General features: G+C 66.3%; 13 protein-coding genes and 1 tRNA gene. 8 read left to right on the top strand and 6 right to left on the bottom strand.

Annotated features, from left to right (window positions below; genetic code table 11):
* The first annotated feature begins 36 nt into the window (after positions 1–36).
* The gene (locus E8M83_RS07495; RefSeq protein WP_137172722.1) at positions 37–966 is read left to right on the top strand and encodes a glyoxylate/hydroxypyruvate reductase A; all 930 of its coding nucleotides are present in this window, start codon (positions 37–39) and stop codon (positions 964–966) included.
* Positions 967–969: 3 nt separating this feature from the next.
* Positions 970–1,890: a hydroxymethylglutaryl-CoA lyase gene (locus E8M83_RS07490; RefSeq protein ID WP_137172721.1), complete on the top strand. Its 921-nt coding sequence runs from the start codon at positions 970–972 to the stop codon at positions 1,888–1,890.
* Between the two features lie 97 nt (positions 1,891–1,987).
* Here E8M83_RS07490 and E8M83_RS07485 read toward each other — a convergent pair.
* A tRNA-Pro gene (locus E8M83_RS07485) sits at positions 1,988–2,064 on the bottom strand.
* Positions 2,065–2,163: 99 nt separating this feature from the next.
* Between E8M83_RS07485 and E8M83_RS07480 the strand changes: the two genes are divergently transcribed.
* Positions 2,164–2,769, top strand: a complete 606-nt coding sequence (locus E8M83_RS07480) for a hypothetical protein (RefSeq protein WP_137172720.1) — start codon at positions 2,164–2,166, stop codon at positions 2,767–2,769.
* A 9-nt stretch (positions 2,770–2,778) separates the two neighbouring features.
* Here E8M83_RS07480 and rsmI read toward each other — a convergent pair whose 3' ends face one another.
* Entirely contained in the window at positions 2,779–3,684 is a 906-nt protein-coding gene (gene rsmI / locus E8M83_RS07475) for a 16S rRNA (cytidine(1402)-2'-O)-methyltransferase (protein ID WP_137172719.1), read from the bottom strand.
* Between the two features lie 206 nt (positions 3,685–3,890).
* On the opposite strand from rsmI, the gene E8M83_RS07470 reads away from it, so the two are divergent.
* The 5 genes from E8M83_RS07470 (at position 3,891) to E8M83_RS07450 (ending at position 7,275) form a co-directional block, all read left to right on the top strand.
* Positions 3,891–5,036 carry a penicillin-binding protein activator gene (locus E8M83_RS07470; protein ID WP_229491447.1) on the top strand — a complete coding sequence of 382 codons (1,146 nt, stop codon included), beginning with the start codon at positions 3,891–3,893 and terminating at the stop codon, positions 5,034–5,036.
* 1 nt (position 5,037) lies between these two features.
* Positions 5,038–5,397, top strand: a complete 360-nt coding sequence (locus tag E8M83_RS07465) for a YraN family protein (RefSeq protein ID WP_137172717.1) — start codon at positions 5,038–5,040, stop codon at positions 5,395–5,397.
* Positions 5,398–5,453: 56 nt separating this feature from the next.
* Complete coding sequence (locus E8M83_RS07460; protein ID WP_137172716.1) at positions 5,454–6,050, top strand: phosphoheptose isomerase; 597 nt, start codon at positions 5,454–5,456, stop codon at positions 6,048–6,050.
* Positions 6,043–6,687, top strand: coding sequence for a BON domain-containing protein (locus E8M83_RS07455; RefSeq protein WP_137172715.1), 645 nt, complete (start codon positions 6,043–6,045; stop codon positions 6,685–6,687). The genes E8M83_RS07460 and E8M83_RS07455 overlap by 8 nt, the downstream gene beginning before the upstream one ends.
* A 69-nt stretch (positions 6,688–6,756) precedes the next feature.
* On the top strand, positions 6,757–7,275 hold the full coding sequence (locus E8M83_RS07450; protein WP_137172714.1) for a TlpA disulfide reductase family protein: 519 nt from the start codon (positions 6,757–6,759) through the stop codon (positions 7,273–7,275).
* A gap of 3 nt (positions 7,276–7,278) precedes the next feature.
* Here the strand turns inward: E8M83_RS07450 and E8M83_RS07445 are convergent, their stop codons facing one another.
* From E8M83_RS07445 to lipB, 4 genes are all read right to left on the bottom strand, one after another.
* Entirely contained in the window at positions 7,279–7,701 is a 423-nt protein-coding gene (locus E8M83_RS07445) for a PaaI family thioesterase (protein WP_229414851.1), read from the bottom strand.
* An 84-nt stretch (positions 7,702–7,785) separates the two neighbouring features.
* Positions 7,786–9,813 (bottom strand): helicase-related protein, encoded by a 2,028-nt coding sequence (locus E8M83_RS07440; protein ID WP_137172712.1) that lies wholly within the window; start codon positions 9,811–9,813, stop codon positions 7,786–7,788.
* A gap of 123 nt (positions 9,814–9,936) precedes the next feature.
* The gene (gene lipA / locus E8M83_RS07435) at positions 9,937–10,929 is read right to left on the bottom strand and encodes a lipoyl synthase (protein ID WP_137172711.1); all 993 of its coding nucleotides are present in this window, start codon (positions 10,927–10,929) and stop codon (positions 9,937–9,939) included.
* Between the two features lie 14 nt (positions 10,930–10,943).
* Entirely contained in the window at positions 10,944–11,648 is a 705-nt protein-coding gene (lipB, locus tag E8M83_RS07430) for a lipoyl(octanoyl) transferase LipB (protein WP_137172710.1), read from the bottom strand.
* Between the last annotated feature and the right edge of the window lies 1 nt (position 11,649).

Genomic DNA, 11,649 nt, shown 5'->3' with positions numbered 1-11,649 from the left:
ATACAAGAACCACCCTGACAAAAACGAGGGGGAGACATGCGCATTGTCCTGTACCGGGGCGATGGCGTCATCGAGCCGTGGGAGCGCGAGCTCTCGGCCGTGATGCCAGGCGTCGAGACGGTCACCTGGAAGGAGGGCCAGTTGCTGGCCCCCTGCGATTACGCCGTATTGTGGAACCCGGCGCCGGGCCTGCTGGCCCAGCTCAGCGAGGTCAAGGCGATCTTCTTGATGGGCGCCGGCGTCGACGCCGTGCTCAAGTTCGGCGATTCGCTGCCGCGCGTGCCGCTGGTGCGCCTGGGCGACGCCGGCATGGGCGTGCAGATGGCCGAGTACGTAGCGCACGCCGTGCTGCGCTATTTTCGGCGCTTCGACGAATACGAACAACAGGCCCGGCACGGCGCCTGGAACCCGCTGCCCCAGCATCCGAAAGAATCGTTCACGATCGGCGTCATGGGCCTGGGCCGGCTCGGCATGCCGGTGGTCGAGGCGATGCGCCATTTCGGCTTTCCGGTGCGTGGCTGGAGCCGCAGCCCGAAGGACATCCCCGGCGTGCCGACCTATGCCGGCATGGAGGGGCTCGACGACTTTTTACACGGCACGCGCGTGCTGGTGTGCCTGCTGCCGCTGACCGCGGACACCACCAACCTGCTCGACCGCCACCGGCTGGGCAAGCTGGCGCCCGGCGCCTACCTGATCAACGTCTCGCGCGGCGCCATCCTGGCCGAGCCCGACCTGATGACCCTGATCCGTTCCGGCCACATCGCCGGCGCCACGCTCGACGTGTTCCGCCACGAACCGCTGCCGGCCCCGCATCCGTTCTGGAACGAGCCGCGCATCGCCCTCACCCCGCATATCTCGGCGCTCACCATGCGCCATGACGCCGTGCGCCAGATCGCCGACAAGATTGGCTCCCTGGAAGACGGTCTATCGGTCGACGACCTGGTCGATCGCCAACTTGGATACTGATAGATGAACCAACAAGCCGTGTTACCCACCAAGGTCAAGATCGTCGAAGTCGGCCCGCGCGACGGCCTGCAGAACGAGAAGGAAGCCCTCAGCGCCGACGTGAAAGTCGAGCTGGTCGAGCGCCTGGCGCGCGCCGGCTTCGTCAACGTCGAGGCGGCGGCCTTCGTGTCGCCCAAATGGGTGCCGCAGATGGCGACCAGTGCCGAGGTGCTGGCGCGCATCGAGCGCCGTCCCGGCACCATCTATTCGGCGCTGGTGCCGAATATGCAGGGCTTTGAAGCGGCCCTGGCCGGCGGGGCCGACGAGGTGGTCGTGTTCGGCGCGGCCTCGGAAGCCTTCTCGCAAAAGAACATCAACTGCTCGATCGCGCAGTCGATCGCGCGCTTCGAGCCGGTGGCGCGCGCGGCGCAGGAACACGGCCTGCGCCTGCGCGGCTCGATCAGCACCGCCTTCGGCTGCCCCTACCAGGGCGAGGTCGCGCTGGACGCCGTGGGCGACGTGGTGGCGCGCATGCGCGACCTGGGCTGCGACGAGATCGACATCGCCGACACCATCGGCGTCTCGACCGCACGCAAGACACAGGCCGTGATGCTGCGCGCGGCCCGTGAATTCCCGATCGGCCAGCTGGCCGGCCACTTCCACGACACCTACGGCCAGGCGCTGGCCAATATCTATGCGGCGCTGGAAGTCGGCGTGGCGATCTTCCACTCGTCCGTGGCCGGCCTGGGCGGCTGCCCCTATGCCAAGGGCGCGACCGGCAATGTGGCGACCGAGGACGTGCTGTACCTGATGCAGGGGCTGGGCATCGAGACCGGCGTCGATCTCGACCAGGTAGTCGATGCCGGGCTGTTCATCTCGCAGCAGCTGGGACGTCCGAACACCAGCCGCGCCGGGAAGGCGATCGCCGCGAAACGCGCTGGATAATCGTCCTTGTGACGGGTGGCTGCGCGCCACCCGCCACAAAAACCGTTGGTCAACGAAAAAAGCCGACAACTCACGTTGTCGGCTTTTTTCTTAATGCTGGTCGGAGTACAAGGATTCGAACCTTGGACCCCCTGGTCCCAAACCAGGTGCGCTACCGGGCTGCGCTACACTCCGAAGAAGCGAGATCATATCGGTTTTGCGTGACCTGGTCAAGTTTTCGTTGCAAAATAGTGCGCTGGACGTTTTCTAAAGTTAAGTTGAGGTATGTATGTCATGCATATGGTTCTAAGCCATGCCGAGCCGGCCAGCCTGCGACAAGGCAACCGGCGCGTCGTCATCGGCGTCGTGGTATCGATCGCGGTACACGCCTTGTTCTTGCTGGCGTATCGGAATACGAATTTCAAGACCATGGAGGTCGGGCCCACCGAACCGACGGTAATCTCCGTCATGATCGCCCGGCCGGCGCCACCACCGCCTGAACCGCCACTTGCCCGCCCCATGCCGGCAGCGCCAAGCGCCCCCGTCGCACCACGCGCCACCCGGCCGGCGCCACCGCAAGCAGTGATCACAGTGCCCGAAAGCGCGAGCCCCGCACCCGATCCATTCGTCGTGCAGCAGGAAGAGACGCCGGAACCGGCGCCGAAGTTCGATATGAACGCGGCGCGCCAGGCTGCGCGCGCGAATGCGAATATGCGCGATCCGTCCAGGGAGGGCACGGCGCTGGCGCAATTCCCCGAGCCGGCGCTGCAGACCGAGTCGAAGCTGGCGCGCGGGATCCGCGAGGCCAAGCGACCCGATTGCAAGGATGGCCTCCCGGGTGGCTTGCTGGCGCCGATTTATTTATTGATGGAGAAGAAGGACTCGGGGTGCAAGTGGTAAGCCGTTCCGTCACTCGCCCTTGATCTGCAGGGCACGCTCATACAGCGCATTCTTCTTGCGGCCCGTAATCTGCGCCGCCAGGTTTGCTGCCTGCTTGACGCTGCATTCGCTCAACAGGATCTGCAAGATGCGCTCGGCCTCGGCGTCGTCGGCGTCAGTCGCCTCGACCGCCCCCGCCACCAGCACCACGAATTCCCCGCGCTCGCGGTGCTGGTCGGCCTTGACCCAGGCCAGCGCGTCCTTCAGTTCGCAGCGGTGCACTTCCTCGAACATCTTGCTCAATTCGCGGGCGAACACCACCTGCCGGCTCGGCTCGAAGGCCGCCGCCAGCGCTTCGACGCAGTCGACGATGCGGTGCGGCGCCTCATACAGCACCAGGGTCGACGTTTCGCGCACCAGCGACGCCAGCGCCGCCTCGCGGCCCTTGGCCTTGGCCGGCAGGAAGCCGACAAAGTGAAACCGGTCGTTTACCAGCCCGCTGGCCGACAGCGCCGCGATCGCGGCCGAGGGGCCGGGCAGCGGCACCACGTTCAGGCCGGCGGCGCGCACCGCGTCGACGATGCGCGCGCCGGGGTCGGACACGCCCGGCGTGCCGGCGTCGGACACCAGCGCCACGCGCTGGCCGGCCCGCAGCCGCTCGACGATTTTATCGGCCACTTCGCGCTCGTTGTGCTGGTGGGCGGCGATGGTCGGCTGGCTCAAGCCGAAGCGCTGCAGCAGCGCACCGGTCTTGCGCGTGTCTTCACAGGCGATGACGTCGCTAAGGGCCAGCAGGTGTAAAGCACGCAGCGTGATATCGGTAACGTTGCCGATCGGAGTAGCCACGACGTACAGCGTTGCGGTAGGATAGGACTGCTGGGCCGCCTCGCCCATGACGGGAAGTCGGGCGATGTCGATGGTCTGCTGATCTGTCATAAAGGGTTCCGATGCTGAAGAAAAAAAATCTACCGGGCTTGCTCGCGGCCGCCGTAATTACACTCTTGGCCGGCTGCGGCAGCACGCCATTGCCTCCCGATACCGGTTGCGGCATGCCAGGTGGCGTGTGCGGTCCCGGGGCGCCGGTGACAAATGCGCCGCCGCCGGCGCCAGCTTACACGCCACCGCCGCGTGACGAAAGTGGCGTGCAGACCAATCCGGTCGAACTGCCGCCAAGCGCCGATGGCAACCCACGCGCGGCGGCGCCATCGTCGGCGCCGTACAACGGCCCGGCCGTGCGCGTGGCGCTGCTGCTGCCGCTCGACTCGCAAGCCCTGGCCCAACCGGCCGAGGCGGTGCGCGCCGGCTTCATGGCAGCCCATCAGCTGCAACCGGAAGGCGTCACCGTCAACCTGGTGCCGACCGGCGACTCGGCACAGGCGGCGCTCGACGCCTACCGCGGCGCAGCCGAGCAAAACGATATCGTGGTCGGCCCGCTGGCGCGTTCCGCCGTGGCGTCGCTGGCCACCAGCGGCGCGGTCAACAAGCCGACCATCGCCCTGAACCACCCGCAAGTCAACTCCCCGCTGCCGCGCCAGATGCTCGTCATCGGCCTCTCGCTCGAAGACGAAGCGCGCCAGGTGGCCGAATGGGCCGCCAGCGAACAGCCTGTCGGCCAGGCCCTGGTGCTCACCGGCCGCGCCGCCTGGCAGCAACGCCTGGCGGGCGCCTTCAGCCAGCGCTGGGCCGAACTCGGCCGCAGCCAGGCGACGGTCGAATTGCCGGCCGAAGGCGGTTATGTCGACGGCAATGCGCTGGCCGAGCTGCGCGCCCGCTTGTCGAGCGAACCGCCGCAGCTGGTGTATGCCGCGCTCGACGCCAACGGCCTGCGCCAGGTGCGCATGTCGGTCGGCACCTCGCTGCCGACCTATGGCACCGCCTCGGTCAATCCAGGCCTCGATCCGGCCAGCGTGGCGGCCGAACTGGCGGGCGTGCGCTTCCTCGACCTGCCCTGGACGGTGCAACCCGACCATCCGGCCGTCGCCGGCTATCCGCGCTGGAGCGCCGGTGGCCAGGGACTCGACCCGCAGCGCCTGTACGCGCTCGGCATCGACGCCTACCGCGTCGCGCGCGAGCTGGCGCAACGCCCCAACGGCGCGTTCGAGCTCGATGGCGCCACCGGCCGCCTGTCGGTGAATATGGGACAAGGCGAACGCGCCTTCCGCCGCGTCGAGACCGGCGTCGTGGTGCGCGACAACGGCCCGACCGACCAGATCCTGACCGACGACGCCGGCGGCGACAGTGTCCCGCCACCGCGCCGCGTGTTCGAACCGGTCTCGACCGGTCTATGAGATGTGGCCGTCCCGCCTGTCCCGACGGCAGGCCCAGGGCCAGCAATGGGAACGCGCCGCCCTCGACTACCTGCGGCGCCACAAATTAAGCCCGGTCGAACAGAACTTTCGCTGCAAGGGCGGCGAGATCGACCTGATCATGCGCGATGGCGCAACCCTGGTGTTCGTCGAGGTGCGCCAGCGCGCCGACCGCGAACACGGCGGCGCCGCCGCCAGCATCACCCCTGCCAAGATACGCCGCTTGATCTGCGCGGCCCAAGTCTATCTGTTGCGTTTTCCCGTCACCCCTCCCTGCCGTTTCGACCTGGTCGCCATCGATGGCGAGCAAATTGAATGGTTGCGGAACGTCATTGAAGTGTAAGCAATTTTTACTGCGCTTGCTCAGGTGGGGTTGCCGCTGCACTATAATCCTCGGCTATGAATACACAACGCATCCTCGCTCACTTCCAGGAGAGCGCCGACCTGAAGATGAAGTCGGCCGCCACCCTGGCTCCCTCCATTTCGGCAGCGGTCGAACTCATGTTCGGCGCCCTCTCCAACGGCAACAAGATCCTGGCCTGCGGCAATGGCGGCTCGGCCGCCGACTGCCAGCACTTCGCGGCCGAGCTGGTCGGCCGTTTCGAGCGCGAGCGCTTCCCGCTCCCGGCGATCGCCCTGACCACCGACACCTCGATCCTGACCGCGGTCGGCAACGACTACAGCTTCAAGGAGATCTTCTCCAAGCAGGTGCAGGCATTCGGCCAGGCGGGCGACATCCTGCTGGCGATTTCGACCTCAGGCAACTCGACCAATGTGCTAGCCGCGGTCGAGGCGGCCCTGGAGCGCGAAATGCGCATCGTGGCCTTCACCGGCAAGGACGGCGGCCAGCTAGGCAAGCTGCTGACCGACGCCGACGTACACATCAACGTCCCGCATGCGCGCACCGCCCGCATCCAGGAAGTCCACCTGTGCGCCATTCACTGCATCTGCGACGGCATCGACGTCGCGCTATTCGGAGGAGACGAGAATGCGTAATGCCCGCCGGCCCATGGCCGCGCTGTTGACCAAAATTGTCCTGGGCACCGCCCTGGCCGCCTCGCTGTCGGGCTGCTTCGGCCTGGTGGTCGGCGCGGGCGTGGCCGGCGCCGTCTCGACGGTCGACCGCCGCACCCTGGGCGCCCAGACCGAGGACAAGTCGATCACGGTCAAGGCCGAGCTCGAAATGCGCAAAGTCACCGGCGACGCGGGCAACGTCAACGTCACCAGCTTCAACCGCCGCGTGCTGCTGACCGGCGAAGTGCGCGACGAAGCCATGAAGCAGGCCGCCGAGCGCCAGGTGCGCGCGATCACGAACGTGGTATCGGTCATCAACGAGCTGCAGGTCTCCGGTTCGTCGAGCTATACCTCGCGCTCGAACGACGCGCTGATCACCACCAAGGTCAAGGCCAGCCTGGTCGACATGAAGACCGTGTCGGCAATCTCGTTCAAGGTCACCACCGAACGCGGCGTGGTCTACCTGATGGGCCTTGTCACCCCGCGCGAAGGCAATATCGCCGCCGACGTCGCCAAGGGCGTCTCGGGCGTGACCCGCGTGGTGAAGATCTTCGAGTACATCAACGAAGAAGATCCGCGCGTGCGGCAGAACAGCCCGGCCCAGGCTTCGCTGGACTGAGCCTTTACCAGCCAGCCAAGAGCGGCAGGACTATAATGGTCCTGCCGCTTTTTTTATATCCGATCGACCATGACCGCACCTACCTCTTCCCGTTCCTGGTTCAAGCCCGCCGCCATCGGCGCCGTGGTGCTCGCGCTGGCCGGCATCGGCTATGCCTCGTTCAGCAGCACGACGCAGGCGCCCGACGTCACCTTCATCAGCATCGCCGGCGAAAAGATCTCCACCGAGTCCTTGCGCGGCAAGGTCGTGATGGTGAACTTCTGGGCCACGTCGTGCGTCACCTGCGTCAAGGAGATGCCGGACATGGTCGCGACCTACAACAAGTACAAGGACCAGGGCCTGGAGTTCGTCGCGGTCGCGATGCAGTACGACCGCCCCGACTACGTACTGAACTTCACCGAGCAGCGCCAGCTGCCGTTCAAGGTGGCGCTCGATTCGGCGGGCGACATCGCGCGCCAGTTCGGCGACGTCACCCTGACCCCGACCACCTTCCTGATCGACAAACAAGGCCGCATCATCAAGACCTATGTGGGCGAGCCCGATTTCGCGGCCGTCCACAAGCTGATCGAGAAGGAACTGGCGGGGTAAGCCTTACGCTTTCGGATACAGGATCATCTGGGTGCAGCGGAACAGGGCGATGGTCTTGCCGCTGGCCTGGTCCGTGACCGTGGCGTCCCACACCTGCGTGGTGCGGCCCAGGTGGACCGCGGTGGCGGTGCAAGCCAGCGTGCCTTCGCGCGCGGTGCCCAGGTGGTTCGATTTCAGTTCGATGGTGGTGAAGTTCTGCGCACCTTCGGGCAGGTTGCTCACGCAGCCATAGCCGGCGCAGGTATCGGCCAGGGTGACCACGCTGCCGGCATGCAGGTAGCCGTTGGGCGCCAGCAGCTGCGGCTCGACCTTCATCTCGGCGGACAGCTTGCCGGGGCTGACCTCAGTGATGCGGATGCCCAGGTGGCCAGGGAGGAACTTGGCGCCGAACTCGTTGAAGGCTTCCGGGGTGTACTTGGTATTCACTTGTGTCTCGATGTTGTTGTAAAAAACGGCATCGTACACCGGGAACGCCGCGCCGGTTCGAGTGAAGCTTCTAGTCGGCCGTGCTCAACGCCGCTTGCCACCGCCCTGCTTGCCACCCTGCTTCGCGCCCGGCCTGCCGCCTTGCCCGCCTCCCTGGCGCTTGCGCGCCGCCGAATTCTGCTGCTGCAGCACCGCATCGACCCGCTCCGCCGCCTCGCGCGCCAGCTCTTGGGCCAGCTCGATGCTGGGGAAATATTCCGGCTCGCGATAACCCAGCCAGGCATAGGCCGAATACACGCGGCAGGTATCCTCGACCTCTTGCAGGTTCATGTAGAACAGGTGCTGCGGATTCGGGTTCGGCTGCAGCTTGACCACCTTCTTCTTGGCGAGCGACAGCGCCCAGTGCTCCCAGGCGCTTTGCAGCACCGGCACCCGGCTCGAGATCGGCACCAGCGACAGCATGAATTTCTCGGCCACCGACAGCGGCAGCGTATCGAGCCATTCGGCGCGCTCGTTCTGTTCCTCGGTAATGCGCGGGTAGAAGAAACCATCCGGCACGTCGATATTGTGCACGAAGCGTTTCAGGAGCTTGACCAGCGAGGTCTCGCCGGTCACCGCCGCGATGCGGTGCAACTGCTCGAGCGACGGCGCGACCGCGAAGCCGGTGGCGGCCACTGGCGGGATCTTCTCTTTCATCAGCGCGCGCATCACCTGGTGGGTGTCGTCGTCGTAGCCGGCGACGAAACCTTCCTCGTGCACGCCATAGCGCCCTGCCCGGCCCGCGATCTGCTTGGCCAGCGCGGCCGGGATCTCTTCTTCCTCGACCCCGTTGTACTTGACCGTGGTGGTCATCACGATACGCGCGATCGGCATGTTCAGGCCCATCGCCAGCGCGTCGGTGCCGACCACGATGTCGGCCTGGCCTTCGCGGAAGCGCTCGGCCTGGGCCCGGCGCACCTCGGGCGACAGGTTGCCGTACACGGTCGCCACCGACAGGCCCTTCTCGGTGATCATGTCGCGCCACATCAAGACTTCGCGCCGCGAGAAGCAGATCACGGCGTCGCCGCGGCGCAGGTTCGACAGCTTGCGCACGCTGGTCGGCTCCATCAACAACGGCCCCATGCGCTTGAGCACATGGACTTCGAGCGGCACCTCCAGCCGTTCGGCCAGCGCCTCGATCGCGCGCCGCGCTTCGACCGCGCCGACCAGGTACACGACGTTGGCCGGCGCGCCGCACACGGCGGTGGTCCAGGCGGCGCCGCGGTCGCGGTCGGCCAGCATCTGGATCTCGTCGATCACGGCCACCTCGACCGGCGTTTTCGTGTCGAGCATCTCGACCGTGCTGGCGACGTGGGTCGCGCCTTCTTCGAGGCGCCGTTCCTCGCCCGTGACCAGGCTGACCTTGACCGGCTCGCCGTGCGGCCGCGCGGCCTGCAGGCGCTCGTAGTTCTCCAGCGCCAGCAAGCGCAGCGGCGCCAGGTAGACGCCGCTGCCGGCCTTGGCCAGCGCTTCCATCGCGCGGTGGGTCTTGCCCGAGTTGGTCGGGCCCAGCAGGGCGATGAACTTGCGCTGCATGCGGCTGGCGACCTCGAACGATTGCGGGTACTCGGCCAGGTTGATGCTTTCCTTGGTACGCGCCGCATGGCGTTCTTCTTCCGCGCGCTCGACCGCGTGGGTCAGGCGCTGCGAGATGCGCTGGAACACGTACTCGGCCGGCTCGGAGGTTTCGAGCTCATCCAGCACGTCGAGGAAGGTCATGGGATCCCATCCGAACTGGTCGGCGTCTTCGGCGATGTCGCGCACGAATTCCTGGGTCTCCGCGTGCAGGCGCTGCAGGTCTTTCTCGTCGGTGCGTTCCTCGATCAATTCGCGCCGTGCAAGCAGGTCCATCTTGCGCCACTTGCTCGGCTTGGCCAGCACGCCGCGCCCCGGCACCAGGCGGTAGGGCACGCGCAGGCCTTCGTAGCGCACCTCGCCCGAAAAGCGCAGGAAGACGCGGCCTTCGAGCTTGACCAGTTCGATGCCGCGCGCGGCCAGGCCGAGTTCGCGTTCGAGGAAGGCGTCGTCGGGTTCGGTGTTATCGGAGGGCAGGAAATCGCGGTGGTCGGTCATGGATCGATGCTGGATGTCTGGTTGTCGCACTATATCGCGCTGGCGGCATGAGCCTCGCGCGGGTGCCTGGAAGAAAAAAGGGACGGCAGAGCCGTCCCTTCGATCAGTCGCACGAGGCTGGAATCAGGCCGCCACACCCGCTTCATGCGCCTGCTGGTCGGCGTGATACGACGAGCGCACCATGGCGCCCACGGCGGCGTGCACGAAGCCCATCTCGTATGCCTTCTCTTCGAACATCTTGAACACGTCAGGGTGCACGTAGCGGCGCACTGGCAGGTGCGAGTTGGTCGGCGCCAGGTACTGGCCGATGGTCAGCATGTCGATGTCGTGCTCGCGCATGTCGCGCATCACTTCGAGGATTTCCTCGTCGGTCTCGCCCAGGCCGACCATCAGGCCCGACTTGGTGACCGCGCTCGGGTACATCTTCTTGAAGTCGCGCAGCAGCACCAGCGAGTGCTTGTAGTCGGCGCCCGGACGCGCTTCCTTGTACAGGCGCGGCACGGTTTCCAGGTTGTGGTTCATGACGTCAGGCAGGCCGTCGGCGAAGATGTTCAGCGCCTTCTCCAGACGACCGCGGAAGTCGGGCACCAGCACTTCGATCTTGGTGTTCGGCGACAGATCGCGGGTCTTCTGGATGCACTCGACGAAGTGGCCGGCGCCGCCGTCGCGCAGGTCGTCGCGGTCGACCGAGGTGATCACGACATACGACAGGCGCAGGTCGGCGATGGTCTTGGCCAGGTTGCCCGGCTCATTCACATCCAGCGGATCCGGGCGGCCGTGGCCGACGTCGCAGAACGGGCAGCGGCGGGTGCACTTGTCGCCCATGATCATGAAGGTCGCGGTGCCCTTGCCGAAGCATTCGCCGATGTTCGGGCAGCTGGCTTCCTCGCACACGGTGACCAGCTTGTTGGCGCGCAGGATGTCCTTGATCTCGTAGAAGCGCGACGAGGCGGTGGCCGCCTTGACGCGGATCCAGTCCGGCTTTTTCAGGCGCTCGACGTCCGCGATCGGCACGATCTTGATCGGGATGCGCGATGTCTTGCTGGCGCCTTTCTGCTTTTCGCTGGCGTTGTAGGCGGATGCGGAGGCGATGCCGGTATCGATTTCGGAAGTCATTTGGCTCGTTGCCCTTAAAGGGCGTCAGTTGGTTTGTTCGGTTCGGACTGGCCGGCGCCGATCGGCTGGCCCAGATGCTCGGTCAGGGCCCTGGCCAGCGCCTGCTGGACATCGGCCAGCGGCGCCGTGACGCCCATGGTGCGCATGTCGACCGTGGCCAGTCCCGAATAGCCGCACGGGTTGATCCAGGTGAACGGGGCCAGGTCCATGCCTACGTTCAGCGACACGCCGTGATAGGTGCAGCCGTTGCCGCGCACCTTGAGGCCCAGCGCGGCAATCTTGGCGCCCTTGCGCGGGCCTTCGGCGATATAGATGCCGGGCGCGCCGGCGATGCGCTCACCGGCCAGATTATACGCCCCTAATACATCGATCACCGCCTGTTCGATTTTTTCCACAAACTGGCGCGCATACAGCTTGCCGCCTGGCTTGTTGCGGCGCAAGTCCATCAACAGGTAGATCACGACCTGGCCCGGACCGTGGTAGGTCACCTCGCCGCCGCGGTCGGTCTGGACTACCGGCACGCCCTGCGGCGCCAGCACGTGGCCCGGATCGGCGCCCAGGCCCAGCGTGAACACGGGCGGGTGCTCGACGATCCACAACTCGTCCCGTGTTTCGGACGTGCGCGCGTCGGTGAAGGCGCGCATGGCGGCGAACGTGGGTTCGTAGTCGGCGCGGCCGAGTTCACGGACGAGCGGAGAAGCGGGGCGAATCGATGACATG

The organism is Massilia sp. HP4, from assembly GCF_005222695.1.
Classification (GTDB): Bacteria; Pseudomonadota; Gammaproteobacteria; order Burkholderiales; family Burkholderiaceae_D; genus Telluria.
This window is presented reverse-complemented; position numbering and strand designations above follow the sequence as displayed.